Raw genomic sequence first — 26,669 nt, forward strand, 5'->3', positions numbered from 1 at the left:
CTTCCTCCGCGACTCCCCTGCGCCGGTGTGTGACGGCCGCCACCCCGCTCCGCCGCCACGCCACCGACTTCCCTCGTACGCTCACGGCGAGGCTAGCCGCCGACCGCCCAGCAGCGCTGTTCCGACACGCACCCAGGTCGACCCGTGGGCTATCGCCTGTTCGAGATCACCGCTCATGCCGGCGGACAGCTCCACGGCCGACGGATGATCGTTTCTTAGCCGGTCAGCGGCGGTGGCGAGCGCGGAGAAGGCCGCGTCCGGGGTCATCTCGCGGGGCGCGACGGCCATTACGCCCCGCAACGTCAATTCACCCGATTGCGCGATCTTGTCGGCCAGCGCCGGCAGGTCCGGTAGCGGACAGCCACCACGCGCGGGGTCCCCGTCGATGCTCGCCTGCACCAGGACGTCGAGCGGCTCCGACCGCTCCCCCGCCTCCCGGGCGGCGGCCACCGCGCGGACCAGCGCGTCAGCCAACCGGGGGCTGTCGACGGACTGGACCACGCCGGCCCACCGCACGACCGCCCTGGCCTTGTTGCGCTGCAGGCGGCCCACCATGTGCCACCGGGCCGGGGCGCCCGGCCGCAGCCGGGCCAGCTCGGCGGCCTTCGGCCCGGCCTCCTGCTCCTTGTTCTCCCCGAACTCGGCCTGCCCCAGGTCCACCAGACGGGCCACGTCCTCGGCGGGGAAGGTCTTGGTCACCGGCAGCAGGCGCACCCCGTCCGGGTCCCGCCCCGCCGCGGCGCAGGCGGCCGCGATGCGCTCCCGCAACGCGGCAAGGGCCGCCGCGAGCTCGGCCGTCCTGACGTCGCCCGCGCCGTCCGACCGCGCGCTCACGCTCGCCCACTCCCCTCGTCGGCGCCCTTCCCGGCGCCTTCCGCAGGTCCCTCCCCCGGCTCGAACCAGGTGACCGCCGCCAGTCGCCCGGTCGTGCCCTCCCTGCGGTGGCTGAACAGGCTCCGGTCCTCGACGGTGCACCGCGGGTCCAGGCCGATCCGCGCGACGCCGGCGTCGGCCAGCTGCCGCCACAGCCCGGCCCGCAGGTCCAGCCCCGGCGAGCCGGAACGGGTGCGGCAGGCGCTGCCCGGCAGGTGCTTCTCCACGTCGTCCCGCATCGCGGCCGGCACCTCGTAGCAGTCGCCGCAGACGGCGGGGCCGAGCAGGACCTCGATCCGCTCGTTCCGGGCGCCCAGCTCCCGCATGGCCGCCAGCGCCGCGGGGACCACGCCCACCCTGGCGCCGACCCGTCCCGCGTGCACCGCGGCCACCACACCGGCCTCGGGGTCCCCGAGCAGCACCGGGACGCAGTCGGCGACCAACGCGACCAGTGCCAGCCCGGGCCGCGCCGTGACCAGCGCGTCGGTCGCCTCGGCCGGCCGGTCCAGCGGCCCGTCCACCACCGTCACGGTGCGGCCGTGGACCTGTTCCATCCAGACCAGCCGCTCGGGCGACAGGCCGACCCCCTCGGCGAGCCGCCGGCGGTTCGCCGCCACGGCCGCCGGGTCGTCCCCGACGTGGTCGCCCAGGTTGAACGTGTCGTACGGCGGCCGCGAGGCGCCGCCCTCCCGCGTGGTCACCACGCGACGAATCCGCACCGCAGGATCTCCCCGCCCCGGTCCCGTTGCTGTCGTCCGCGACCCTACCCAGCGGCCGCCCGCCACCCCACTTGTCACCGATCACACACGACGAGAAGCGGGCACGCGCCGGGTGGCGCGCTGCCCGCTGCTCGGGGGTGGGACGCGGTGCCGCTCTCGGCGGCGGACTAGCGCCGCATGAACGGCGGCACGTCCACGTCGTCGTCAGGGTCGTCCTCGACCGGCATCGGCCGCGGCGCCAGGCCGGAGCCGGGCGCGCCGGAGCGCGGGGTGGGCGACGGCCGCGGCGGCAGGCCGCCGACCGTGCCGCTCACACCGGTGGTGTGGTGGACGGGCGGGGTCGGGTTGGACGGCCCCACCGGGGGCGTTGGGTTCTGCCCCATCGGGGCGTGGCCCATGGGGTTCGGCGCGCCGACGGCCGGGGCCGGCTGGACGCCGAAACCGGACTGCTGGGCGGGGTCCGCCGGGCCCGGTGGCCCGCCCTGCGGCGGGTTGACCGGCGCCGGTCGGCCCACCGGGGCCGGGTCGAGCTTCTTGTGGGTCGGCGTGCCGCCGTCGAACCCGGCGGCGATCACGGTGACCCTGACCTCGTCGCCGAGCGAGTCGTCGATCACCGTGCCGAAGATGATGTTGGCCTCGGGGTGGGCGGCCTCCTGCACCAGCGACGCCGACTCGTTGATCTCGAACAGACCGAGGTCGGAGCCGCCGGCGATGGACAGCAGCACGCCGTGCGCGCCCTCCATCGAGGCCTCCAGCAGCGGCGAGTTGATCGCCTTCTGCGCCGCCTGCACAGCGCGGCCCTCGCCCCTGGCCGAGCCGATGCCCATCAGCGCGCTGCCCGCGCCGGACATGACGCTCTTGACGTCGGCGAAGTCCAGGTTGATCAGACCGGGGGTGGTGATCAGGTCGGTGATGCCCTGCACACCGGAGAGGAGCACCTCGTCGGCGGAGCGGAACGCGTCCATCAGGCTCACACCGATGTCGCCGAGCTGCAGCAGCCGGTCGTTCGGGATGACGATCAGGGTGTCGCACTCGTTGCGCAGCGCCTTGATGCCCTCCTCGGCCTGGTTGGCCCGCCGCCGCCCCTCGAAGGAGAACGGGCGGGTGACCACGCCGATGGTCAGCGCGCCGAGCTTGCGGGCGACCGCGGCGACGACCGGCGCGCCGCCGGTGCCCGTGCCGCCGCCCTCGCCGGCGGTCACGAAGACCATGTCGGCGCCCTTGAGGACCTCCTCGATCTCCTCCTTGTGGTCCTCGGCGGCCTTGCGCCCGACCTCGGGGTTGGCGCCGGCGCCGAGCCCCCTGGTCAGCTCGCGGCCGATGTCCAGCTTGACGTCCGCGTCGGACATCAGCAGCGCCTGGGCGTCGGTGTTCACCGCGATGAACTCGACGCCCTTGAGCCCGACCTCGATCATGCGGTTCACGGCGTTGACGCCGCCACCACCGATACCGACGACCTTTATCACCGCGAGGTAGTTGTGCGGGGGCGTCATCGGGTCCGCCTTCCTGATCGTGGCTCCTGCTCTGGTGCTGCGCTGGTCGGCCGGAGTCGGTCCGGCGCGCGTCCCACCCCGGACCGAACCCTCGACCTCGGCGAGAGGCTCAGAGTGATGTCGACTCCCTAGCTGTCGGTCCGGACCGTAAGCACCGCGCGGGGCGCGGTCCAGCAACCACGCCGCGTGTCGGCCCAGGTCTTCGACACTGTGCGCGATCGCTCACTCCCCGGTCACCCCGTCGAGCAACTCCCGCACCACGTCGAGGTGCCCCGCGTGTCGCGCGGTCTCCTCGACCATGTGCGCGAGCACCCAGCGCACGGACACGGTACCGCCGCGGAAGCCCACCTCATGATCGAGGTCCAGCCCCGCGGCGATCTCGCGACTGACCGCGCACTGCGCAGCGTAGTCGGTCAACAGGCGCTCCAAGGTCGTTTCCCCGCCCACCCGCCAGTCCGCGTCGAGGTCCGCCTCGGTCCACGGCACGCGGTTCGGCCGGCCGGCCAGCACGAACTCGAACCAGTAGTGCTCGACCCAGCGCAGGTGCAGGACGATCCCGGCCGCGGTGGTCAGCGGGGAGGGCAGCGGCGCGCGCCTGGCCAACTCGTCGGACAGGCCCTCGCACTTGGTGTGGACGGTCGCCCGCAGGTAGTCCACGAACCCCCCGAGCACCGCGCGCTCGTCCCCGGTCGTCGGCGGATCCGTCCGCGTGATCGTCGTCATGGCGGGCAACTCTGCCGGGCCCGACGCGCGGGGACGAGCGGATTGTCCAGGTTGTTTCGCTGTTGTGTTTCCATGGCGGAAACTCGTGACTTGACAGGACGGAAAGGCGCACGGTTGCCTTTCCGACATGGAAAGCCACCCGCCCGCGCTGACCGTCGAGCAGGCCAGGGCCGCCCTCGCCGGCATCGACGACGTGCGGGTCGCCACGGCCAGGGCCACCAGGACCCCCCGGTGGTTCTGGCTCGCGACGGCCCTCCTGGTGTCCTCGGCCGCCCTGATCCAGCTCCTCCCGCCCACACCGCGGATCGCGTTGGCCTTCGCGCCCGGGCTCTGCACTGTCCTGCTGGTCCGGGTCCACCAACGACGTGTCGGCGTGCGGCTGAACGCCTGGCGGCTGCGCCGCATGCGCCTGCCGATCGTCGTGCTCGTGGTGGGCACCGTCCTGCTCATGGGCGTGGGCGTCACCGGGGACCGCGGCTTCGACGCCCGGTGGACGTGGGCGTTGAGCGCGGCGCTCATGGCGGGCTGGACGCTCGCGTGCACCACGTGGATCGAGCGCCGCTGGGAGTCGGCTGTGCGGAGCGCGGCATGAGGCAGATCAGGTGACCAGGATCACGATCTCGTCACCGTCCCCGTTCCGGCCCGGCCCACGGGTGCACCCTGGGCGAAGCGGCCGGCCGCCAGCGGTGTTCGGCGCATGACCCGTGTTCCGCGCGACCGGACGCCGAGAGACCCCGGCGGGCAGCAGCGCGTCGCGAGCGGGCGGAGTCGAAACGTGGTCATTCCCGGCAGCCTCCGGAATCCTCCCGGCACGGAGCACCGCGCCAACGGCTGCGGGGCGGTCGGCGGCCGGACGAGAGCGGCGGTCCCGACCCGGACGGGACCGACCGGTGCGCGCCGACCACCCGTTCCCCCGACGCTCACCAGCACACCGGCCCGGACCACGAGCGGGCAGACCAGAAACCGGCGGACCAGGAGCCGGCGCCGGCGCGGCCCGACTCCGGGGAGCCAGTGGTGAGCCGGACCCCGAAAGGATTCGACCCGGTCGTGCACGCGCCCAACCGGCTGCAGATCTGCGCCCTGCTCGACGCGGTGGACGAGATGGAGTTCTCCGTCGTCCGCGACACCCTCGGGGTCAGCGACTCCGTGCTGAGCAAGCACGTCGCCGTCCTGAGCGAGGCGAGCTACGTCGAACAACGCCGCGCCGTGCGGAACACCCGGCAACGGGTGTGGCTCCGGCTGACCACCCAGGGCCGCAACGCCTACCACCACCACGTCACGGCGCTGCGCTCGATCATCGGGGGTTCGGTCACCGGGGGTTCGAACGTCGAGGGTTCGGTCACCGGAGGATCGGTCACCGGGGACTGACCGGCGTCGGCGTCGTGCCGGCGGGCCGTCAGGCGACGGTGGGCAACTCCGGCGCGGAGATGTCGTAGACGCTGCCCGGACGGGTGAGCAGCGCGGCGAGCACCGCGGCCTTGCGCTCGGAGTCCGCGCCGCCGCCCCACCGCACCTCCCGGCCCGCGGACAGGGTCAGCCGCACGTCCCCCGGCGTCCGCGCGGTCACCGTGAGGACCTCCTGGCGCACCCGCTCCGGGATGCTCACCAGGACCCGCACGCCCACCGCCGTGGCCGGGTCGTCCGGCCCGGCCCGCTCGACCACCAGCTCGGGCAGACCGGCCGCGCCCTCCGGCGCGGGCGCGTAGGCCGTGCCGGTGCCGTCCACCAGCTTCGACCCGTCGCCCTCCTTGACCACCGCCACCGGGGTCCGCTCCACGACCTGGAGCACCACGGTGTCCGGCCAGGAGCGACGCACCTCCACCGAGGCCACACGGGGCATCCCGCGCACCCGGGAGGAGACGCCCTCGGCGTCCAGCCGCGCCAACGGCGTGCCCTCCGCGATGGCGGCCTGCCGGCGCACGTCGTCCGCGCCGAGCACGCTCACCCCGGTGACCTGGACCTCCCGCACCCCGAGCAGCGGCGAGAAGTAGACCACCGCGAGCAGGCTCAGCACGGCCAGCACGCCGACGGCCGCCAGGAACCCCCGGGGCAGCCGGGGCCGGCGCGGACGTCGAGCCCGGCTCCCGGGGCGACGACGCGGGACGACGCGGTCGCCGGCGGCGGCCGAACGCCCCCCGCCGCGGGGCCGGCGGGCGCCCGGGCGCGCGCCCCGCCCCCGGCCCCGCGGCGCGGCGCTCACCGTCCGGCCCCCAGCGGGCCGCCGTCCGCCGGGCGGGCGTCGTCGGCCGCGCCCGCGCCCCGGTCGAGCTCGGCGAGCAGCTCGGGGCCGAGCATCGTCACGTCGCCGGCGCCCATCGTGATCACCAGGTCGCCCGGCCTGGCCAGCGCCGCCAACAGGGCGGGCACCCGCTGGAAGGACGGCTCGAACCGGACCCGGTCGGCCGGCGGCGGCACGGCGTCGGCCACGAGCTGCCCGGTCACCCCGGGCTCCGGCTCCTCCCTGGCGCCGTACACGTCGAGCACGACCACCTCGTCGGCCAGCCCCAGCGCCGCGCCGAACTCGCCGGCGAAGGTCCTGGTCCGCGAGTACAGGTGCGGCTGGAACGCCACCAGCACCCGCCCCGCGCCCGCCACCGGGCGGGCGGCCCGCAACTGCGCCTCGACCTCGGTCGGGTGGTGCGCGTAGTCGTCGTAGACCCGCACCCCGCCGGCCACGCCCTTGAACTCGAAGCGCCGCCGCACCCCGCCGAACGCGGCCAGCCCGGCCAGCAGGCAGTCCCGCTCCGCGCCCAGCTCCAGGCCGGCCAACAGCGCGGCGAGCGCGTTCATCGCCATGTGCTCGCCGGGCACCGCGACCCGGACCTCCACGCGCTCGCCGCCCAGCTCGACGACGACCACGCCGCCGGCGCCGTGCGGTCCGGCCGGCTCGCCCAGCTCGCTGGAGCCGTCCGCGTGGTACTCCAGCACCCGGGCCGCGCCCGGCCCCTCGGCGCGCCGGCCGTAGCGGCGCACCCGCAGGCCGACGGCCTCCGCCCGGTCGGCCAGCGCGGCCGCGCCCGGGTCGTCGGCGCACACGACCAGCACCCCGCCGGGCTCGATCCGCTCCAGGAACCGCTCGAACACCTCGGTGTACGCCTCGACGGTGCCGTGGTGGTCGAGGTGGTCGGCCTCGACGTTGGTCACCACCGCCACCGACGGCGAGAAGGCCAGGAACGAGCCGTCGCTCTCGTCGGCCTCGGCGACGAACACCCCGCCCTCGCCGTGGTGCGCGTTGGCCCCGGACTCGTTGAGGTCGCCGCCGATGGCGAACGACGGGTCCAGCCGGCAGCGCTGCAACGCCACGGTGAGCATCGACGTGGTCGACGTCTTGCCGTGGGTGCCGGCGACGCAGGCGACGCGGTGCCCGGCCATCAGCGCGGCCAGCGCCTCCGCCCGCCGCAGCACGGTCGCGCCCCGCTCCCGCGCGGCGACCAGCTCCGGGTTGTCCGGCCGGATCGCGGTGGAGACGACCACCGCGGTCGGCGGCTCGCCGAGCTGGTGCACGTTCGCGGCGTCGTGGCCGACGGCGACGGCGGCCCCCTGGGCGCGCAGGGCGAGCACCGTGCGCGACTCCTTGGCGTCCGAGCCGGACACCTGGGCGCCCCTGGCGAGCAGGATGCGCGCGATCCCGCTCATGCCGGCGCCACCGATGCCCACCAGGTGCACCCGGCGCAGCGCCTCGGGCACCTGGGCGGCGGCCCCGTCGGGCCGGGGGGTCGGGACGGCGGTCACCGGCTCATCACCTCGAGCACGATCGCGGCGAGCTGGTCGGCCGCGTTCCGGTGTCCGCTGTCGCGGGTGGCGGCGCTCATCGCGGCCAGCCGCTGGGGGTCCCGCAGCAGCGGGATCACCACGTCGGTGATCTTCTGCGTGCTCAGCTCGCCGTCCGGCACCAGCAGCCCGCCGCCGGCGTTGACCACCGGCTGGGCGTTGAGCGCCTGCTCGCCGTTGCCGTGCGGCAGCGGGACGAACACGGCCGGCAGCCCGACCGCCGACACCTCGGCGACGGTCATCGCGCCCGAGCGGCACAGCACCAGGTCGGCCGCGGCCAGCGCCAGGTCCATCCGCTCCAGGTAGGGCACGGGCACGTAGGCCGGCGCCCCCGGCTTGTGCTGCACGGCCACGCTGTTCTTCGGGCCGAACGCGTGCAGCACGCCGATCCCGGCCTCCGCGAGCGCGCCAGCCGCCCCGGACACCGCGGTGTTGAGGGTGCGCGCGCCCTGCGAGCCGCCGAACACCAGCAGCGTGGGCGCGTCCTCGTCGAGCATGAAGTGCCGGCGCGCCTCGGCGCGCAGCGCGGCCCGGTCCAGGCTGGTGATCGAGTGCCGCAGCGGGATGCCGATCACCTGCGCGCCGGGCAGCCCGCTGCCGGGCACCGCCGCCAGCACCCGCTCGGCGAACCGGGCGCCGACCTTGTTGGCCAGCCCGGCCCGCGCGTTGGCCTCGTGCACCACGATCGGCAGCCGGCCCCTGGCCGCCAGGTACGCGGGCAGCGCCACGTACCCGCCGAACCCCACCACCACGTCCGCGCCGACCCGCTCGAAGACGTTCCTGGTCTGCTTGACCGCCGACCGCACCCTCAGCGGCAGCCGCAACAGCTCCGGGCTCGGCTTGCGGGGCAGCGGAACCGGTGGGATCAGCTCCAGTGGGTAGCCGCGGGACGGCACCAGCTTGGTCTCCAAACCCCGCTCGGTGCCCAGCGCGACGACCCGCGCGTCCGGCCGCAGCCGACGCACCGCGTCGGCCAGGGCCATCGCCGGCTCGATGTGGCCCGCCGTGCCACCGCCGGCGACCACCACGCAGGGCCCACCCTGCACGGCACCGCCCGGCCGGTTCGCCGGCGCGGCCCCGTTCTGCCCAGTCACTACCGCTGTCCTCCTTGTGCTGCTCCGCGTCTGCGCTGCTCGGGCGGCGCGCCCCGCCGGCCGCGCCGCCGCTCGTCCAGTGGGTGCACGACCATCCGGCCCACGGCCCCGGTGGGCCGCCCGGCCCGCAGGGGCGGCCGTCCGGCCGGGGCGGCCGAGCGCGGCGCGCGCACCCTGCGGGCCGGCGGCCGGTACGGGTCCGGCATGGGCAGCCGCAGCCAGCGGCTGAAGCGGTCCTGGCCCTGCGCCCGCAGCGCCGAGACCGCCTCCGGCTCGTGCCTGGCGAAGTTCGCCAGCATGCCGAACACCAGCATGGTGGTGACCACCGAGGTCCCACCCGAGGAGATCAGCGGCAGCGTCAGCCCGGTGACCGGCAGCAGCCCGACCACGTACCCGATGTTGAACGCGGCCTGGCTGACCAGCCACACCGTCACGGTAGCCGCCACCAGCCTGATCCAGGGGTCGGTGTTGCGCGCCGCGATGCGCAGCCCCACGTAGGCCAGGGTGGCGAACAGGCCGAGCACCACCACGCAGCCGACGAACCCCAGCTCCTCGCCGATGATCGCGAAGATGAAGTCGTTGTGCACGTTCGGCAGGTAGTCCCACTTCGCGCTGGCCCGCCCGAGGCCCTTGCCGAAGAACCCGCCCTCGCCCAGCGCGTACAGCGCCTGCCGCGCCTGGAAGTTCGCGCCCTGCGGGTCGTCGTCCGGGTTGAGGAACCCGGTGATCCGGTCGAGGCGGTAGTTGGCGGTCGTGGCGAGGACCAGCGCGCCCGAGACCGCCGACAGGGTGATCCCGGCGAACAGCCGCAGGGGCGCGCCGGCGAACCACAGCAGGGCCAGCGGGATCACGCCGAGCGCGATCGTGCCGCCGAGGTCGGGCTGCATCATGACCAGCGTGAACATCAGCAGCGCCACCGGCATCAACGGCACCAGCAGGTGGCGGTACTGGTGCAGCATCGCCCGCTTGATCACCAGGATGTGCGCGCCCCACAGCACGAGGGCGACCTTGGCGAACTCGACCGGCTGGAACGACAGCACCCCGCCGATCCGGAACCAGCTCCGGGTGTCGGTGCCCATGTCGGTGCCCAGGGGGGTGAGCACGAGGATGAGCAGCACCACGCCGGCCAGCAGGGCCGGGGGCGACAGCCGGCGCAGCACCCTCGGGGGAACGCGCAACGCCACCCAGAAGAGCACCAGGCCCACGCCGCAGTAGATGACCTGCTTCTGGAACACGCGGTAGGTGGTGCCGCCGTTGGCCAGCGACTCGATGCTGGACGCCGAGTACACCATCACCAGGCCCAGCACGGTGAGCAGCCCGAACACCGCGAGGACCAGGTGGAAGGAGGTGAGGGGGCGGGCCAGCCAGGTGGTCAGGGCGACCCGCACCGAGGCGGGGCCGCCGACCCGGCCGGCCCTACCCGGCTCGGCGCGACGCGGCACCGGCGATCACCGACCCGGTCCCGAGGGGTCGGCGGTCTCGGCGATCACCGCCCGCACCGCCTCGGCGAAGGCACGCCCACGGTGGGCGTAGTCGGTGAACATGTCGAGTGACGCCGCCGCCGGCGCCAGAAGCACAACATCACCCGGACGGGCCAAGCTCCGGGCGGCTCGCACCGCTTCCCGCATGGCCCCATCGTCACCCGTGGTGACCTCGCGGACCGGGACCTCCGGGGCGTGTCGCGCCAACGCGGCCGCGATCCGGTCCCGGTCGACGCCCAGCAGCACCGCTCCGGCCAGCCGCGACGCGGCCCCGGCCACCAGCTCGTCCACCGACGCGCCCTTGAGCTGACCGCCCGCCACCCACACCACCCGGTCGTGGGCGTGCAGCGACGCGGCGGCCGCGTGCGGGTTGGTGGCCTTGGAGTCGTCGACGTAGCGGACGTTCCCGGCCTCGGCGACCAGCTCGGCCCGGTGGGCGGCCGGCCGGTAGGCGCGCAGCCCGGCGCGCACAGCCGAGGCCGGCACCCCGTGCGCACGGGCCAGCGCGGCCGCGACCAGCGCGTCGGTCAGCCCGGGCGGGCCGCCCGGGCGCACGTCGGCGATCTCGGCGAGCGGCTCCCCGTCGGCGAAGGCCCGGTCCACCAGCGCGTCGCCGACCAGCCCGAGCTGGCCGGCGGCCGGCTCGGCCAGCGTCACCCCGACCCGCCGGGACGCCGGCGCCGCAGCCAGCAGGGCGGCGGCGTTGGCGTCGTCCACCCCGGCCACGGCCACGTCGCCGACCAGCGCCCGCGCCTTGGCCCCGGCGTAGGCGGCCATCGACCCGTGCCAGTCCAGGTGGTCCTCGGCGACGTTGAGCACGGCGCCGGCGGCCGGCCGCAGCGACGGCGACCAGTGCAGCTGGAAGCTGGACAGCTCCACGGCGAGCACCCGGTGCCCGGCGCGGACCGCGTCCACCACGGGCAGGCCGACGTTGCCGCACGCCACCGCGTCCAGCCCGGCGGCACGCAGGATCGACTCCAGCATGCCGACGGTCGTGGTCTTGCCGTTGGTGCCGGTGACCGCGAGCCAGGTCGCCGGCCCCTCGCCGGCGTCGGCGGCCGCCGCCCTGGCCCGGTCCAGCCGCCAGGCCAGCTCGACCTCGCCGACCACCTCGACGCCGGCGGCCGCGGCGGCGGCCAGCAGCGGGGTGTCCGGCCGCCAGCCCGGGCTGGTCACGACCAGCCCGGTGCCGGCGGGCGGCTCGGTCAGGCCGACCACCAGCTCCGCGCCCTCGGCCTGCAACGAGGCCAGCGCGGCCAGGCGCTCCTCGGCGGCGTCGGTGACGGTCACGCGCGCGCCGGCGGCCAACAGCGCCTCGGCGGCGGAGCGGCCGGACACCCCGGCGCCGGCCACCAGCACCGGCGTGCCGGCCAGACCCGGCCAGCCCAGCGTCTCCGTTGCCGGCCTAGTTGCCATTGAGGATCCCCGCCGCGTCGGCCCACTCGCTGTAGAACAGGCCGAGGCCGAACAGCACGCAGATGCCGGCCATCAGCCAGAACCGGATGATGATCGTTGTCTCGGCCCAACCGGCGAGTTCGAAGTGGTGGTGGAACGGCGCCATCCGGAACAGCCGCCGCCGGGTGGTGCGGAAGACCGCGATCTGCAGCACGACCGACAGCGCCTCGACCACGAACAGGCCACCGAGGACGATCATCAGCATCTCGGTGCGGGTGGTCATGGACAGGCCGGCCACCAGGCCGCCCAGCGCCAGCGAGCCGGTGTCGCCCATGAAGATCTTGGCGGGGGCCGCGTTCCACCAGAGGAAGCCGATGCAGCCGGCCATCGCCGCGGCCGCGACCACCGCGAGGTCCAGCGGGTCGCGCACGTTGTAGCAGCCGGGGCCGAACTGGCCGGGCACGCCGCAGTCGTAGCGGTACTGCCAGAAGGCCACCAGCACGTAGCCGGCCAGCACCATCGCCGAGGAGCCGGCGGCCAGGCCGTCCATGCCGTCGGTGAAGTTCACCGCGTTGGACCACGCGCTGACGGCCAGGTAGCAGAAGACGATGAAGCCGACGGTGCCGAACGAGATGACCGCGATGTCCCTGACGAAGGACAGGTGCGTCGAGGCCGGGGTCAGGTCCCGCTCGTCCGGGAACCGGATGACCAGGATCGCGAAGATCACCGCGGCGGCGAACTGGCCGACCAGCTTCGCGGTCTTGTTCAGGCCCAGGTTGCGCTGCTTGCGGATCTTGATGAAGTCGTCGAGGAAGCCGACCAGGCCCAGCGCCGTGGTCAGCATCAGCACCAGCAGGCCGGACGCGGTCGGGCCCTGCTTGGAGACGGTGAGGTGGGTGGCGGCGTAGCCGGCCCACATGGCGAGCAGGATCGCGACACCGCCCATGGTGGGGGTGCCCCGCTTGCTCTTGTGGCCCTCCGGCGCCTCCTCCCTGATCTCCTGCCCGAAGCCCTGCCGGCTGAACACCTTGATCAGGTACGGGGTGAGCAGGATGGAGACGGCCAGCGCGATCGCGGCCGCGACCAGGATGTCCTTCACGCGGCCCCCTCCGTCCCGGCCAGCAGGGCCTGCGCGACCCGCTCCAGCCCGGCGGCGCGCGAGGCCTTCACCAGGACGACGTCACCCGGACGCAACTCGGCGCGCAGCAGCGCGACGGCCGCCTCGACGTCGGGCACCAGAACCGACTCCTCTCCCCAGGACCCTTCCAAGTGCGCGCCCTGGTGCATCGGACGCGCCTGCTCGCCGACCACGACCAGCCGGCTGACGTTGAACCGCACCGCGAGCCGACCGATCTCGTCGTGCTCGGCGGCGCTGCGCCCGCCCAGCTCGGCCATCGGCCCGAGCACCGCCCAGCTCCGGCGGCCCCTGGCCATGGCGACCAGGGTCTTCAGCGCGGCCCGCACCGACTCGGGGTTGGCGTTGTACGCGTCGTTGACCACGACGACGCCGTCGGGCCGCTCGGTGACCTCCATCCGCCACCGCGAGGCGGGGCGGGCGGCGGCCAGCTCCTCGGCCACCTGGTCCGGGCTCGCGCCCAGCTCCAGCGCCACCGCGACGGCGGCCAGGGCGTTGCCCACCTGGTGCTCGCCGTGCAGGCCGAGCAGCACCCGGGTCCGGCCAGCCGGGGTGACCAGCTCGAACCGGGGCCGGCCCAGCTCGTCGAGCTCGACGTCCTCGGCCCGCACGTCGGCGTCGGCGGACTGACCGAAGCGCACCACCCGCGCCGAGGTCCGCGCTGCCATCGCGGCGACCAGCGGGTCGTCCGCGTTGAGCACGGCGACGCCGCCGTCCTCGGCGGAGGGCAGCGCCTCGACCAGCTCGCCCTTGGCCCGCGCGATCGCCTCGCGCGAGCCGAACTCGCCCAGGTGCGCCGACCCGATGTTGAGGACGGCGCCGATCCGGGGCGGCGCGGTCCGGCACAGCGCGGCCACGTGGCCGACGCCGCGGGCGGACAGCTCCAGCACGAGGTGGCGCGTGCGCTCGTCGGCCCGCAACGCCGTCCACGGGTGCCCCAGCTCGTTGTTGAACGAGCCCGGCGGGGCCACGGTCGGCCCCAGCGGCGCCAGCAGCCGGGCGATCAGGTCCTTGGTGGAGGTCTTGCCGGACGAGCCGGTCACCCCGACCACGGCCAGGCCGTCGGCGCTGAGCCGGTCGACGACGTGGCGGGCCAGCGCGGCCAGCGCGGCCAGCACCGCGGCCCCGGAGCCGTCCCGGTCGCCGGCCAGCACGTAGGACCGCTCGCCCCCGGAGGGGACCGGCGGCACGATCACGGCCGGGGCGTCGACCTCCCTGGCCGCGAGCACGGCCACGGCGCCGGCGGCGACCGCCGTGCCGGCGAAGTCGTGCCCGTCCACCCGCTCGCCGGGCACCGCGACGAACAACCCGCCCGGCGTCACCTTCCTGGAGTCGAACTCGACGGAGCCGGTGACCCGCTCCGTCCCGTCCGCGCCGTGCAACCGGCCGCCGACCACCTCGGCGATCTCGGCGAGGCTGAGCTCGATCACGCGCCCTCCCCGCGGGACCGGGGTCCCCCGCCGGCCAGCCGGGCCCGCACGGCCTCGGCGAGCACGGCGCGATCGGAGAACGGATGCACCACTCCTGCGACCTCCTGACCGGTCTCGTGTCCCTTGCCCGCGACGACGACGACGTCGCCGGGGCGCGCGCGCCGCACCGCCTCCGCGATGGCCTCCCGGCGGTCGCCGATCTCGACCACCTCGCCCCGGTCGGCCTCGGGCAGCGCGAGCGCGCCGGCGAGCACGGCGGCCCTGATGGCCGCCGGGTCCTCGCCGCGCGGGTTGTCGTCGGTGACCACCAGCAGGTCCGCCCCGCCGGCCGCGACCCCGCCCATCACGGGGCGCTTGGCCGCGTCGCGGTCACCGCCGCAGCCGAGGACAATGATCACACGTCCCGTCCGGCCGGCCCGCTCCTGCTGGGCGCGCACCGCCTCGAGCACCGCCGACACCGCCGCCGGCTTGTGCGAGTAGTCCACGACGGCGGCGAAGTCCTGCCCGAGGTCCACCCGCTCCATCCGACCCGGAACGTCCACTTCGGACAGTCCACGGGCCGCGTCGGCCGGGTCGACGCCGACCGCGTGCGCGCAGGCCAGCGCGAGCAGGGCGTTGGCGACGTTGAAGGTTCCCGGCAGCCGCACCGAGACCGGCGTGCGCCGGCCGTCCGGACCGACCGCGGTGAACGACTGCGCGCCGGTCGGGTGGGAGACCACGTCCACGGCCCGCCAGCCCGCCTCGCCGCCACCACCGGCCACAGTGGACACCGTGACGGTGTCGGGCCGCACCAGGCGGCGGCCCCACTCGCCGTCCACGCACACCACCTCGTGCTCGGCCCTGCCGTCGAACAGCGCGGCCTTGGCGGCGAAGTAGTCCTCCATGTCGCGGTGGAAGTCCAGGTGGTCCTGGGAGAGGTTGGTGAACGCGCCGACCGCGAAGCGCGTGCCGGCCACCCGGCCCAGCGCCAGCGCGTGGCTGGACACCTCCATCGCCACGTGGCTCACGCCCCGCTCCAGCATGTGCGCGAACAGCGCCTGGAGGTCGGGGGCCTCGGGCGTGGTGAACGCGCTCTCCAGGCGCTCGCCGGCGATCCGGGTCTCCACTGTGCCGATCAGACCCGTGGTGTGGCCGGCGGCGCGCAGCGCGCCCTCCAGCAGACAGGTGGTGGTGGTCTTGCCGGACGTGCCGGTCACGCCGAGCACCGAGAGCCGGGTGGACGGGTTGCCGTAGACGTGGGCGGCGAGCCGGCCGACGACCGCCCGCGGGTCGGCGCACACCAGCACCGGAACCTCGCCGGAGCGGACCCGGGGCGCCTCGCGCACGGCGGGACGGGCGGCGCCGGCCTCGTCGGTGAGGACGACGGCGGCGCCGGCGGCCAGCGCCTGGTCGGCGAAGTCCGCGCCGTGCGCCCGGGCGCCGGCCAGGGCGGCGTAGAGGTCGCCGGGGCGCGCGTGCTGGGCACGCAGCGTCGCGCCGGTCACCGCCAGGGACCCGGCGACCTCCGGGTGCGGGCTCACCACCCGCGCGTCCGCCAGCCGGGCGATCTCGGCGACGGAGGTCGGTGTGACGTGCGACGGGCGGGGCGGGGCAGGCGCGACCTTGCCAGACAGGACGGGGGGCACGTCGCGGAAGGCTACCGGCGCACGGGGCGTGACCACCGCCACCGGTGCCGCTCACCTCCTCCCATCGACGCAGGTCGGCGCGACCGGCCCGGAGGCGGGTCCGCGCCACGCCACCGGCACGGTGGCGGTTGTTATCGATCCTTTATCTCACCCGGTCGCCGACGGGCGCCGCCGGCGACCGCTCAGCCCACCACGAGCTGCTGCACCGGGCCGGGTTCCGACGCCGGGATCTGGAAGCGCTGCGCCAGGTACGACGCGATGTCGTGGAACAGGGGCGCCGCCGTCTCGTTGTACGGCGCGACGGTGGGCGCGTCGAGCATCAGGCCCACGACGAACCGCGGGTCGTTGGCGGGCAGGATGCCGGCGAAGGTGATCCAGTGCTGCGAGCTGCTGTAGCAGCCGCAGGTCTTGTCCACCTGCTGCGCGGTCCCGGTCTTGCCGGAGATCTGGTAGCCCTCCAGGGCCGCCTCGGGCCCGGTGCCGCGCTGCGGCTGCGGCGCGGACTGCGTGACCGCCCGCATCATGTCGCGCACCGTGCGCGCGGTCTCCGGGCTGACCACCTTCACGCCCTCGGGCCGCTTCATGTCCTTGCGCTGGCCGTCCGGACCGATCTCGGCCCGGATGACCCGGGGCGGCACGCGCACGCCGTCGTTGGCGATCGCCTGGTACATCCCGGCCATCTGCAGGACGGTCACCGACAGGCCCTGCCCGATCGGCAGGTTGCCGAAGGTGCTGCCCGACCACTGCTGCCGGGCGGGCACCACGCCGGCGCTCTCCCCCTCCAGGCCCACGCCGGTGGCCTGGCCCAGCCCGAAGCGCCGCAGCATCTCGGCGAACCGCTCCTCCCCGACCTGCTGGGCCACCTTGATCGTGCCCACGTTCGAGGACTTGCCCAGCACGCCGGTGAAGGTCATCCGCTGCGTGCCGTGCGTCCAGGCGTCCTTGATCACCCGGTCGGCGACCTGGATGCTGCCGGGGACCTCCAGCACGGTGTCCGGCCGCACCAGGCCGTACTCCACGCCGGCGGCGGCCGTGACCACCTTGTTCACCGAGCCCGGCTCGAACGGGGTGGTCACGGCGGGGTTGCCCAGCCGGGGGTCGTCCTTGCTGAGCTTCTGGAGGACGTTGGGGTCGTTCGGGTCGAAGGTCCTGTCGTTGGCCAGCGCGTACACCTCGCCGGTGCGCGCGTCCAGCACCACCGCGCTGCCGTTCTTCGCCCCGGACTTGCGCACGTAGTCGGCCAGCATCCGCTGGACCTGGTACTGCACGTCCGAGTCGATGGTCAGCTCCAGGGTGGAGCCGGGCACCGCGGGTTCGAGCTGCCGCTCGGTGCCGGGCAGGACCATGTCGTCGTTGTTCTGCGCGGTCTCCACCACGCGGCGGCCGTCCCTGCCCGCGAGCAGCGAGTCCTGGAGGTTCTCCAGCCCGAGCAGGCCGCGGACCTTCTGGTCGTTGGGGTTGTCCATCCGCCAGTTGGCGAGGCCGATGATGTTGCTGGCCGGCTCGGCGCCCGGGTACTGCCGGACCTCCCGGTACTCCTCGCCGATCTCCGCGAACTTCTTCACCTCGCGGATCTGCCGCGCCTGCTCCGGGCGCACCGAGTCGGCGAGGTAGAGGAAGCTCCTGTCACTGCGCAGCTTGGCGAGCAGCTCCCGCTCGGGGAACTCGTCGCCCAGCACCTCGTGCATGCCCTTGGCGATCTGCTCCGTGCGCTGGTCGGCGTTCATCTTGTACTGCTCGACGGTCTTGGGGTTGTCCCACTCCTTGCGGAGCTGGCGCGGCAGCACGTAGAGCGCCCTGCGCTCCTCGCTGAGCGCGAGCTGCCGCCCCGCCCGGTCGGTGATCGCACCGCGGCGGGCCGGGATCTTCTTCGTGGTCAGCCGCTGCTGCTGGGACTTCTGGGACAGGGCGTCGGCCTCCAGTCCCTGCACCTGCACCAGCTTCACCCCGGCGATCAGCAGCGCCGCCACCAGCAACGTCCGGCCCACGACGAGCCGTCTGCGGTGGTGCGCCCCGCCGGCCGGCCGCGCGGTGCGCACGGCGCGTACGGGACGACGGCGTGGCGCCGGTCCGCTGGCCCGCTGCATCATCCACCTCCCGGGTGCTGGCCGGTCTGGCCCTGCTGTCCCCGCTGCCCGGACGGCGCCGGCGGGGTCGGCTGACCCTGCGGAGCGCCGGCCGACGGGGGCGCCGACGCCGACGGGGTGGGCGACGGCGGCGCGGACGAGGTGGCCGGCCGCGGCTCGCCCCGCAGCTCCACCGAGCCGTCCGGCCGGACGACGAGCCGGGCCGGGTCGGGCGCCGGGACCAGCCCGAGCTCCCTGGCCCGCCGGGCCACGTCCGGCGCGGACTCCCGCTGGGCGACGTCCCTGCGCAGCTGCTCGGCCTGCTCGGCCAGGTCGCGCGCCTCGCGCTGGGTGTTCTCCAGCCGGTACGAGTACGCGCCGGCGGCGGTGGACAGCCACAGGCTGGCCAGCAGGCCGGCGGCGAGCAGGCTCATCACCAACAACACGAACGGAGCTCTGGGCGCCACGCCCGCGCGTCCCTGGGGCACGACCCGCAGCCACCGCCGGGCGAGCGGCACCCGTCTGCCCTGCGCGCGCCGGGCCGTCCGGTCCGCGGCACGCTGCCCCGCCTGCTTGCCGCCCCGCCGGCCGGCGGTCCGGTCCGCGGCGCGGTCCCGGCCGCCCGCGCGACCGCGCGTGCCGGGATCGGGGACGCGTGCGGGCGCGCTCACGTGTCCTCCCCGAGCCGTTCCGCCGCGCGGAGCCGGACCGAGGAGGCGCGGGGGTTCGCCGCCACCTCCTCCTCGCTCGCCGGCTCCGAACCCCGCACCAGCAGCCGGAACTCCGGGCCGTGCCCGGGCAGCTCGACCGGGAGGCCGGGCGGGGTGCGGGAGGTGGAGCGCTCGGCCAGGGCCCGCTTGACCATGCGGTCCTCCAGCGAGTGGTAGGACAGCACCACGATCCTGCCGCCGACGGCGAGGGCGTCCAGCGCCGCCGGCAACGCGCGCCGCAGCACCTCCAGCTCGCCGTTGACCTCGATGCGCAGCGCCTGGAAGGTCCGCTTGGCCGGGTGGCCGCCCGTGCGCTGGCTCGCCGCGGGAACGACGTCGTACAGCAGCCGCACCAGCCGGCCGCTGTCCCGGAACGGCTCCTTCTCCCGCTCCCGGACGACCGCCGCCGCGATCCGGGAGGCGAACCGCTCCTCGCCGTAGTCCCGCAGGATCCGGGTCAGCTCGGCGGCGGAGTAGGTGTTGAGCACCTCGGCCGCGGTGATCCCGTGGCTCGGGTCCATCCGCATGTCCAACGGGGCGTCCTGCGCGTAGGCGAACCCGCGCTCGGCCTCGTCGAGCTGCATCGAGGAGACCCCGAGGTCGAACAGCACCCCGTGCACCTCCGGGATGCCCAGCTCGGCGAGCGCCCTCGGCAGCTCGTCGTACACCGCGTGGACCGGGCGGGCGCGCTCCCCGAACGGCGCCAGGCGTCGACCGGACAGCTCCAGCGCGTTCGGGTCGCGGTCCAGCCCGACGACGGTCAGCTCCGGGAACCGGGAGAGCAGGGCCTCGGTGTGGCCGCCGAGGCCGAGTGTGGCGTCCACGCAGACGGCCGGCCGGCCCGCCAGCGCCGGGGCGAGCAGCTCCAGCACCCGGTCCAACAGGACCGGGACGTGCCGCGGCCGGTCTTCCCCACCAGACGCCCGAGCGCCGTCGCGGGGCACCCGCGCCTGAGCCGCCGCCATCACGGTCTCCTCCCCGGGGAGCGCCCCCGGTCCTCGTCCTGTCCCCGGTGTCGGCTCGACGTCGGCACGCCGCCGACTCCCGGGATCTCACTGTGGTGTTCTCGTCGTCGGTCTCGAAGGAGCTGGTCTCGACGGAGTCGTTCTCGTTCGAGTCGGTCTCGTCGGAGCGGTGGTTCGAACCCGGTTGCTGGGACGCGCGAGGCCCGCCCGCCGTTCGGTCGGGGGCCGGGTCCGGGGTGTGATCTCCGCCGGGTGCTGGTGGGCGTCCGCTCCGACCACAAGGCCACGAGCGCGGCGCGACGCGCGGAACGCGCCCTGTCGGTCAGGAGCGACGCCACGCCGGGGTCAGCCCGCGCCACGAGCCCCACACACGCGACATCAAGCGGCAGCGCTGGCAGGGCTGGATCCGTCATTCCCGCCGGGCCCGTCGTTCTCGCGGGCACCCGGGACGCGACCGCTCCGGGCCGTCGGGCCCGGGTCGACCGCCGGGGGTGTCCTCGCTCCGGGCCGTGCCTCACCGCTCCACCCTGTTCGTCGCCCCTGCTGTCACCCTGTGCCAGCTGTCACCCTGTGTCACCGTGTCGTCGCCGCGCGACGTTCGCCCTGGGCGTCCTCCGGGTCTCCCCCGCCGTAGTCCGCGCCCCGCACGGGGACACGCACTCGACACGAGGCCCAGCACGGTGGCCCGTGGGGTCGGTGTGGGTGGGGGCGGTGCGACCGGATGTCGTCGGGTCCCCGCCCGCTCGTCGGACCTGGCGCCGGGGAAGGTGCGCCAGGGCCGGTGGACCGTTCCGCCCAGGATCACCCGGTGGCCGTCCCGCCGGCCGCCGCTGTTCGCGGGCCGCCAGCGTGCTCGTCGCGCTCGCCCCCCCGGCGCGTGACCGCGCCACGAAGGACCAGACACCGACGGACACCGCTGGGCTGCTCGCCGCAGGGCGGCACGACCGGGGTGGGAGCCGCCTGCGCGGCACCCGGGAATCCGAGGAGCACGGCCCGCCGAGCGGACCGAGGCCGAACGACACCCGAGCCGTCCGACCGGTGAGACCCTCCCCGCTGTCCAGGGGGTGGCGGAGGCCGCCGACGGCGACACACGCCCATCCCCGGGCACCTCGTCACGGCCACGACGTGACCGGAGGAGACGGAGAACGACCTCACCCGCCGCGCACGCGACGCCGTCGCCGCGCGCCGACCCGGTCAGAAGATCCCGGGCAGCACCTCCTCCCGTGCCTGCGCGTAGCTCTCCTCGTGCTCGGCGAGGTAGCGCTCCCACGCAGAGGCGTCCCAGATCTCCAGACGGGTGATCGCCCCGATGACCACGCACTCCTTGGTCAGCCCGGCGTAGCGCCGCAGCTCGGGAACGATCGTGATCCGGCCCTGCCCGTCCGGCCGCTGCTCGTCGGTGCCGGCGAACAGGTAGCGCTGGAAGGCGCGAACCGACTCGTTGGTGAGGGGGGCCTCGGCGACCTTGCGGGCCATCTGCTCGAACTCGGCGCGCGGGAAGACGTACAGGCAGTGGTCCTGGCCTTTGGTGACCATCAACCCCCCTGCGAGCGCGTCCCGGTACTTGGCCGGCAGGGTCAACCGACCCTTGTCGTCGAGCCTCGGGGTGTGGGTGCCGAGGAACACGGCTCCCACCTCCCCACCGATTCAGGCCCCCTCCCGAACCCGTCTCGGCCGGCGGGACCCCCGTCTGCCCCACCGCCCGCCACAGTACCCCACTTTTCACCACAGTCAACGGGAACGACGGCGACAACCGCCCGATCAGGTCGACGTTTCCGCAGCTCAGCGGGGTGGGGCCGGAGTGGGGGGCGGTGGGGAGGGCCCGAGGGGGCGCGCCGGCCGGACGCGCGGGGAGCAGTCCGCGCGACCCCGTCCGCCCCGCCCGGCTCCCCCCGAACGGCGGACGGCTGAGCGGCCGTCGGCCGGGGCGCCGACCTGCGTTGCTGGCACGCGGGGCCGACGGTGGGGGAAGGTGGGGACCGAGGCGACCCGGCGGACGGCTCCATGGCTCGGTCGGAACGTGGGACACCTCGCCGGGTTTTGACAGACTTCTCGGCACGCTGCCCGAGGTGACCGCACCACGCGCGCCCGCGCCCGGTGCGGGCGCGGAGCGAGGGCGTGCGCCGCAGCACAGGAGGACGTGTGACGTCAGGTTTCCAGGCCGCCGCACCCCTGGGGTCCAGTGGGAACGGCCGGCGGCCGGCCGAGGGCCATCCGGGCGAGGCCGAGCTCGCCGAGCTGCACTCCGCCGCGCAGCGGATCGCCGCCAACGTGGAGCGGGTCCTGGTGGGCAAACCCGAGGTGGTGCGGATCGCCCTGGTGACCCTCCTCGCCGAGGGGCACCTGCTGGTCGAGGACGTGCCGGGCGTCGGCAAGACGTCGCTGGCCAAGGCGCTGGCCCGGTCGATCGACTGCTCGGTCAGCCGGATCCAGTTCACCCCGGACCTGCTGCCCAGCGACATCACCGGCGTGTCGATCTTCAACCGGCAGGAGAACGAGTTCGAGTTCCGGCCGGGGCCGGTCTTCGCGAACATCGTGGTCGGCGACGAGATCAACCGGGCCTCGCCCAAGACCCAGTCGGCGCTGCTGGAGTGCATGGAGGAGCGGCAGGTCACGGTGGACGGGCGGACCCACCCGCTGCACGCGCCGTTCATGGTGATCGCCACCCAGAACCCGGTGGAGATGGAGGGCACCTACGCGTTGCCCGAGGCCCAGCGGGACCGGTTCACCGCCCGCGTCTCGATCGGGTACCCGGACCCGCAGGCCGAGCTGGCGATGGTGGACGGGCACGCCGGCCGGGACCCGCTCGCCGAACTGCGCCCGGTGTCCGACGCGGCGCAGGTGCGGACGCTGCTGTCCACCGTGCGCCGCGTGCTGATGTCCCCCGACGTCCGGCGCTACGCCGTCGAGCTGGTCTCGGCCACGCGGCGGCTGCCCGAGCTCCGGCTCGGCGCCTCGCCGAGGGCCACGCTGCAGCTCGTCCAGGCCGCCAGGGCGCACGCCGCGCTGGCCGGCCGCGACTTCGTGGTGCCCGACGACGTGCAGGCCGTGGCGATCCCCGTCCTGGCGCACCGGCTGGTCCTCACCCCGGAGGCGCAGGCCTCCCGGCGCTCCCCCGCCGACCTGGTCCGCGGCCTGCTGCACCAGGTCCCGGTCCCGCAGGGCGCCGGGGCGCAGCGCCCCACCGAGCCCGCCGAGTGGCTGCGGGACCTGCGCGGCGCCAACCCGGCCGGACCCCAGCAGCAGAGGACGACGTAGGTGCGGCGCGTGCTGGCGGGGCTGACGACCCGCGGCCGCTGCCTGCTCGCCGCCGGCATCGCCGCCGCGGTGTGCTCCCTGGTGCTCGACGAGCGCGACCTGCTCCGGGTCGCCGTGTTCCTGGTGACCCTGCCGATGCTGGCGACCGCGCTGGCCGCCGGCTCCCAGGTCCGGTTGGCGGCCGGCCGCGCGCTGCTGCCGGCCCGGGTCCCGGTGGGCACCGGCGCGGAGGTGCGGTTGGAGGTGCGCGGCGGCGGGCGCCTGCCCGCCGGCGGGCTGCTGCTAGAGGACGGGGTTCCGTACGCGTTGGGGGGTCGTCCGCGCTTCGTCGTCGAGCGGCTGCCCCGGAACGAGGCGGCCGTGCTCGTCTACCCCCTGCAACCCGTGCAGCGGGGTGTGCACCACGTCGGCCCGCTGCTGGCGCGGGTGACCGACCCCTTCGGCCTGGCCGAGTTCGAACGCGAGCTGGCGGGGCACAGCCGGCTCGTGGTGGTGCCCAGGGTGGTGCCGCTGTCCGGTGTGCCCACCGGCTCGGGCCTGGGCGCGGGTGAGGACGGCTCCCTGCGGATGCGCAGCGGGCAGGGCGAGGACGACGCCGTGGTCCGCCCGTGGCGGCAGGGCGACGACATGCGCAAGGTGCACTGGCGCTCCACCGCCCGCCGCGACGAGCTGATGGTGCGGGTCGAGGAACGGCCGTGGCGCGGCGGCACGACGGTCCTGCTGGACCACCGCAGCGCCGCCCACCGGGGCAGCGGGCCGACCTCCAGCCTGGAGTGGGCGGTGTCGTTCACCGCGAGCGTCTGCCTGCACCTGCAGCGGCACGGCCACGACGTGCGGCTGGTCACCGAGACCGGCTCCGTGCTGGCGGGCACCTCGGCCCACGGCGGGCACGTCGGGGACGTCGTGCTGGACGCGCTCGCCGGGCTGAACCCGTCGCACGGCAGGGACATGGCCTGCGGCAGCGACCCCGGCGGCGGGCACGAGCTGGTCGCCGTGCTGGGCGCGACCACGCCCGCCGCCGCGGCCGAGCTGATCCGCTGGCGCCCGCGCGGCGCCAGGAGCCTGGCCGTGCTGCTGGACGTCGCGGGCTGGGCCACCCACGGCGAGGAGAAGGCGCCGGCCCCGGACGAGGCCGCCCACCTGCTGCGGGGCGCCGGGTGGCGGGTGGCTCTCGTGCGGCCGGAGACGGGTATGGCGGCGGCGTGGCGGGAGCTGTGCCGCCCCGGCGCGGTGTCCCCGGAGATGGCCGCGAGCCAGGACGGGAGGGTCGGATGAGCCGCGCTGTCCCCCGGCTCTCCGTCGAGGTCTCCCTCGCGCCGGTGGCCGCCGCCGTGGCCGTCGTGGGCGCGTCGACGGCGTTGTCCGGGGTGCTGGCGGGCGGGCAGTGGCTGGCGTTCGTCGTCGTCTCGGCGGCGGTGGTGGCCGTCGCCGGCATCGGCCTGCGGGCGCTGCGGCTGCCCGCGCTCGTCGTAGCCCTCGGCCAGATGGTCGCGCTGTGCTGCCTGCTCACCGGGCTGTTCACGCGCGACGGCGTCCTCGGCGTGCTGCCCGGCCCGGCCGTGGTGGACGAACTCCAGGTCCTGCTGCGCCAGTCGGTGGAACAGGTGCGCGTCGGGGTGCCGCCGGTCGCGTCGACGGCGGCGATGATGTGCCTGGTCACGGTGGCCGTGGGCCTGGTCGCGATCGTGGTGGACACCCTGGCGGTGGGCGCCGAGGCCCCGGCCGCGTCCGGGTTGGTGCTGCTGTGCGTGTTCGCGGTGCCCGCCTCGCTGGCCGACGAACTGCTCCCGTGGTGGTCCTTCGTGCTCGGCGCGCTCAGCTTCGCCCTGCTGCTCGTCGCGGACGGCCGGCACCGGCACCGGGAGTGGCGTGGCCGGATCGGCGCCGCGGGTGGCGGGCGGGCCGGCGCGGTCCCCACCGCGGCGGTCGTCAGCGGGTTGACCGTGGTGGTGGCCCTGCTCGTCGGGGGCGGCATGACGTTCGTCGGCACCGCGGGCCGGCTGCCCGGCTCGGACGCCGACGGAGGCCCCGGGGACGGTTCGACCGGCATCGGGCTGCAGCCGTTCACGTCCCTGCGCGGCCAGCTCGACCGGGGCCGACGGGTCGAGCTGTTCCGGGTCCGGGGGCTCGACGAGAGCCGGTACCTGCGGGCGATGACGCTGCGCCGGTTCGAGGCGGGCCGGGGCTGGCTGCTGGACGGCATCGGGGAGGGCGTGCCGGTGCGCGGCCAGCTCCCCACCCGCGAGCCCCGCCCGACGGGCGGCCGGGTCGCCGCCATCGACATCGAGCCCCTCGGCTACCGCGACTTCTGGCTCCCCGTGTACGGCGCGCCGCTGGCGCTGCCGGAGCTGGACGGCTCGTGGCGGTACGACAGCACGGCGGGGGTCGTGTTCTCCCAGCAGAACAAGCGACCCGCGCGGTACGTCGAGCAGGCCGTGTTCGCCAACCCGAGCCCCGAACACCTGCGCGGGCTGCCCTCTGGCGCGGCCGCGGTGGACCCCGCCTACGTCGAGCGGCCGGACGTCGACCAGAAGGTCGTCGACCTCGCCCGGGGGATCACGCTCGACGCCCGCTCGGACTTCGAACGGGCGCTCGCGCTCCAGGAGTACTTCGTCACGCCGGCGAACGGATTCCGCTACAGCCTGCAGACCGGCGGCGTCGGCGGGGACGCGCTGACCGACTTCCTGTTCCACGGGCGGACGGGCTTCTGCGAGCAGTACGCGTCGGCGATGGCGGTCATGCTGCGGTCGCTCGGCGTGCCGAGCCGGGTCGCGATCGGCTTCACCGCCGGCACGAACACCGGCGAGTACCGCGTGATCACCACCGAGGACGCCCACGCCTGGGTGGAGGTCTACTTCCCCGGCCAGGGCTGGACCATGTTCGACCCGACCCCGATGGAGGCGAACCGGCGGGCGCGGCCGCCGCACCTGGACAACGGCACCCCGGCCAACTCGAGCGGGCCAACCGCGACCACCACCGGCGCGGCGCCGACCTCGGGCGTCACGCCGGGCACGTCGGGGAGCGCGCGGCCCAGCACGACTTCCGGCCCGACCGCGCACCAGGCACAGAGTGCCGCGCCGATCACCGCGCCGCCGGCTCCGCTCCGGTACTCCCTGACCGGCGTGCTGGCGGGCCTCGGCGTCCTGGCCCTGCTGCTGCCGGTCGGGCTGGCGCTCCTCGCGACCAGGAGAGCGCGGGGCGTCCGGCCCACTGGCGGGGAAAAGCTGGCCTCGGCGACGGTGGTCGGGATGCGGGCCGGTGGGCCCGCGAGCTGGGCGATCGGCGGCGCGTTGCTGGTGGGCGCGGTGCTCGCCGGGCTGGCACCGGCATCCTGGTGGCCGCCGGTGTTCGTCTGGGTGCTCCTCACGGCGCTGCTGCTCGCCCTCGCGCTGGGCGCCCTGCCGGCGCTGGTGCGCGACGCCCAGCGCCGGGCCCGGCTCCGCGCCGTCGCGGTGGGCGGCCCGGGCGCGACCGACGCGGCGTGGCAGGAGCTGCTCGCCGAGTCCCGCGACCGGGGCGGTGTGGTGGCCGAGAGCGACACGGTGCGCGGCGCGGCCAGGAAGCTCGCGCACGAGCACGGTCTGGACGAGGCGGGGCAGTCGGCGCTGCGCGTGGTGATCAGCACGGTCGAGCGGGACTGGTACGGGGGTGTGCCGCCCACCGGTCCCGAGCTGCCGGAGGCCGTCGGCGAGGTGCGGGAGAGCCTTCGCCGCAACGCGCCGCTCGCCCTGCGGGACCGGTTCCTCCCCCGCTCGGTCCTCCGCCGCCGGGGAAGCTCCCCACGGGACTGACCCGCGGGAGAGCACTGGGCCCGGGCGTTCGACCTCTGTCAGCGCCCGGGCTCGCCGTCGCCCAGGAGAAACCCGGGAGGCTCACGGCGCGAGACTCGCACCACATCCAGCCGCCTCGCCGAACCCCCGCCCCAGGTCAG

The 26,669-nt window shown here is 75.4% G+C and carries 21 protein-coding genes; 5 read left to right on the forward strand and 16 right to left on the reverse strand.

Annotated elements, in window-relative coordinates; translation table 11 throughout:
- Window positions 1–81: 81 nt before the first annotated feature.
- The 4 genes from BUE43_RS10465 to BUE43_RS10480 all read right to left on the reverse strand — a co-directional run bounded on the left by BUE43_RS10465 (window position 82) and on the right by BUE43_RS10480 (window position 3,808).
- Window positions 82–834, reverse strand: a complete 753-nt coding sequence (locus BUE43_RS10465; RefSeq protein WP_073481521.1) for a YggS family pyridoxal phosphate-dependent enzyme — start codon at window positions 832–834, stop codon at window positions 82–84.
- Window positions 831–1,592 (reverse strand): peptidoglycan editing factor PgeF, encoded by a 762-nt coding sequence (gene pgeF, locus BUE43_RS10470; RefSeq protein ID WP_083959555.1) that lies wholly within the window; start codon window positions 1,590–1,592, stop codon window positions 831–833. Before pgeF ends, BUE43_RS10465 begins: the two co-directional genes overlap by 4 nt.
- 167 nt (window positions 1,593–1,759) lie before the next feature.
- Window positions 1,760–3,085, reverse strand: a complete 1,326-nt coding sequence (gene ftsZ / locus BUE43_RS10475) for a cell division protein FtsZ (RefSeq protein WP_073481526.1) — start codon at window positions 3,083–3,085, stop codon at window positions 1,760–1,762.
- Between the two features lie 222 nt (window positions 3,086–3,307).
- A complete protein-coding gene (locus BUE43_RS10480; protein WP_073481529.1) occupies window positions 3,308–3,808 on the reverse strand; it encodes a DinB family protein in 501 nt (166 codons plus the stop codon).
- Between the two features lie 127 nt (window positions 3,809–3,935).
- Here BUE43_RS10480 and BUE43_RS34145 point away from each other — a divergent pair, with 127 nt between their 5' ends.
- Together BUE43_RS34145 and BUE43_RS10490 are read left to right on the forward strand one after the other, a co-directional pair.
- The gene (locus BUE43_RS34145; protein ID WP_073481532.1) at window positions 3,936–4,400 is read left to right on the forward strand and encodes a hypothetical protein; all 465 of its coding nucleotides are present in this window, start codon (window positions 3,936–3,938) and stop codon (window positions 4,398–4,400) included.
- Window positions 4,401–4,822: 422 nt separating this feature from the next.
- A complete protein-coding gene (locus tag BUE43_RS10490; RefSeq protein ID WP_073482567.1) occupies window positions 4,823–5,176 on the forward strand; it encodes a transcriptional regulator in 354 nt (117 codons plus the stop codon).
- A 28-nt stretch (window positions 5,177–5,204) separates the two neighbouring features.
- On the opposite strand, the gene BUE43_RS10495 is transcribed toward BUE43_RS10490, so the two are convergent.
- From BUE43_RS10495 to mraZ, 12 genes are all read right to left on the reverse strand, one after another.
- On the reverse strand, window positions 5,205–6,008 hold the full coding sequence (locus BUE43_RS10495; protein WP_083959556.1) for a cell division protein FtsQ/DivIB: 804 nt from the start codon (window positions 6,006–6,008) through the stop codon (window positions 5,205–5,207).
- Window positions 6,005–7,540 (reverse strand): UDP-N-acetylmuramate--L-alanine ligase, encoded by a 1,536-nt coding sequence (gene murC, locus BUE43_RS10500; protein ID WP_073481535.1) that lies wholly within the window; start codon window positions 7,538–7,540, stop codon window positions 6,005–6,007. Before murC ends, BUE43_RS10495 begins: the two co-directional genes overlap by 4 nt.
- A complete protein-coding gene (gene murG / locus BUE43_RS10505) occupies window positions 7,537–8,673 on the reverse strand; it encodes an undecaprenyldiphospho-muramoylpentapeptide beta-N-acetylglucosaminyltransferase (RefSeq protein WP_407697107.1) in 1,137 nt (378 codons plus the stop codon). Before murG ends, murC begins: the two co-directional genes overlap by 4 nt.
- Entirely contained in the window at window positions 8,673–10,115 is a 1,443-nt protein-coding gene (ftsW, locus tag BUE43_RS34660) for a putative lipid II flippase FtsW (RefSeq protein ID WP_073481538.1), read from the reverse strand. The genes murG and ftsW overlap by 1 nt, the downstream gene beginning before the upstream one ends.
- Before the next feature lie 6 nt (window positions 10,116–10,121).
- Complete coding sequence (murD, locus tag BUE43_RS34665; RefSeq protein ID WP_073481541.1) at window positions 10,122–11,570, reverse strand: UDP-N-acetylmuramoyl-L-alanine--D-glutamate ligase; 1,449 nt, start codon at window positions 11,568–11,570, stop codon at window positions 10,122–10,124.
- Window positions 11,560–12,648, reverse strand: a complete 1,089-nt coding sequence (gene mraY / locus BUE43_RS10520; protein WP_073481544.1) for a phospho-N-acetylmuramoyl-pentapeptide-transferase — start codon at window positions 12,646–12,648, stop codon at window positions 11,560–11,562. Before mraY ends, murD begins: the two co-directional genes overlap by 11 nt.
- Complete coding sequence (locus BUE43_RS10525; RefSeq protein WP_073481546.1) at window positions 12,645–14,114, reverse strand: UDP-N-acetylmuramoyl-tripeptide--D-alanyl-D-alanine ligase; 1,470 nt, start codon at window positions 14,112–14,114, stop codon at window positions 12,645–12,647. The genes mraY and BUE43_RS10525 overlap by 4 nt, the downstream gene beginning before the upstream one ends.
- The gene (locus BUE43_RS10530; RefSeq protein WP_234995646.1) at window positions 14,111–15,739 is read right to left on the reverse strand and encodes a UDP-N-acetylmuramoyl-L-alanyl-D-glutamate--2,6-diaminopimelate ligase; all 1,629 of its coding nucleotides are present in this window, start codon (window positions 15,737–15,739) and stop codon (window positions 14,111–14,113) included. Before BUE43_RS10530 ends, BUE43_RS10525 begins: the two co-directional genes overlap by 4 nt.
- A gap of 182 nt (window positions 15,740–15,921) precedes the next feature.
- On the reverse strand, window positions 15,922–17,826 hold the full coding sequence (locus BUE43_RS10535) for a peptidoglycan D,D-transpeptidase FtsI family protein (protein ID WP_073481549.1): 1,905 nt from the start codon (window positions 17,824–17,826) through the stop codon (window positions 15,922–15,924).
- Window positions 17,826–18,476, reverse strand: a complete 651-nt coding sequence (locus tag BUE43_RS10540) for a cell division protein FtsL (protein WP_073481552.1) — start codon at window positions 18,474–18,476, stop codon at window positions 17,826–17,828. Before BUE43_RS10540 ends, BUE43_RS10535 begins: the two co-directional genes overlap by 1 nt.
- Window positions 18,473–19,480, reverse strand: coding sequence for a 16S rRNA (cytosine(1402)-N(4))-methyltransferase RsmH (gene rsmH, locus BUE43_RS10545; RefSeq protein ID WP_083959557.1), 1,008 nt, complete (start codon window positions 19,478–19,480; stop codon window positions 18,473–18,475). The genes BUE43_RS10540 and rsmH overlap by 4 nt, the downstream gene beginning before the upstream one ends.
- 1,194 nt (window positions 19,481–20,674) lie before the next feature.
- Window positions 20,675–21,106, reverse strand: a complete 432-nt coding sequence (gene mraZ, locus BUE43_RS10550; RefSeq protein WP_073481554.1) for a division/cell wall cluster transcriptional repressor MraZ — start codon at window positions 21,104–21,106, stop codon at window positions 20,675–20,677.
- A 546-nt stretch (window positions 21,107–21,652) separates the two neighbouring features.
- Here mraZ and BUE43_RS10555 point away from each other — a divergent pair.
- The 3 genes from BUE43_RS10555 to BUE43_RS10565 are packed head-to-tail and all read left to right on the forward strand — an operon-like array spanning window position 21,653 to window position 26,529.
- On the forward strand, window positions 21,653–22,738 hold the full coding sequence (locus tag BUE43_RS10555) for an AAA family ATPase (RefSeq protein WP_407697116.1): 1,086 nt from the start codon (window positions 21,653–21,655) through the stop codon (window positions 22,736–22,738).
- Window positions 22,739–24,013 (forward strand): DUF58 domain-containing protein, encoded by a 1,275-nt coding sequence (locus BUE43_RS10560; RefSeq protein ID WP_073481559.1) that lies wholly within the window; start codon window positions 22,739–22,741, stop codon window positions 24,011–24,013. It abuts the gene before it with no gap.
- Window positions 24,010–26,529: a transglutaminase TgpA family protein gene (locus BUE43_RS10565; RefSeq protein WP_073481562.1), complete on the forward strand. Its 2,520-nt coding sequence runs from the start codon at window positions 24,010–24,012 to the stop codon at window positions 26,527–26,529. The genes BUE43_RS10560 and BUE43_RS10565 overlap by 4 nt, the downstream gene beginning before the upstream one ends.
- The last annotated feature ends 140 nt before the right edge of the window (window positions 26,530–26,669 follow it).

Source organism: Streptoalloteichus hindustanus (genome assembly GCF_900129375.1).
GTDB lineage: Bacteria > Actinomycetota > Actinomycetes > Mycobacteriales > Pseudonocardiaceae > Streptoalloteichus > Streptoalloteichus hindustanus.

Coding starts and splice junctions, on each gene's coding strand:
- ftsZ (WP_073481526.1), bottom strand. CDS start 3,085: ATGACGCCCCCGCACAACTACCTCGCGGTGATAAAGGTCGTCGGTATC.
- BUE43_RS10480 (WP_073481529.1), bottom strand. CDS start 3,808: ATGACGACGATCACGCGGACGGATCCGCCGACGACCGGGGACGAGCGC.
- BUE43_RS34145 (WP_073481532.1), top strand. CDS start 3,936: ATGGAAAGCCACCCGCCCGCGCTGACCGTCGAGCAGGCCAGGGCCGCC.
- murD (WP_073481541.1), bottom strand. CDS start 11,570: ATGGCAACTAGGCCGGCAACGGAGACGCTGGGCTGGCCGGGTCTGGCC.
- BUE43_RS10535 (WP_073481549.1), bottom strand. CDS start 17,826: ATGCAGCGGGCCAGCGGACCGGCGCCACGCCGTCGTCCCGTACGCGCC.
- rsmH (WP_083959557.1), bottom strand. CDS start 19,480: ATGGCGGCGGCTCAGGCGCGGGTGCCCCGCGACGGCGCTCGGGCGTCT.
- BUE43_RS10565 (WP_073481562.1), top strand. CDS start 24,010: ATGAGCCGCGCTGTCCCCCGGCTCTCCGTCGAGGTCTCCCTCGCGCCG.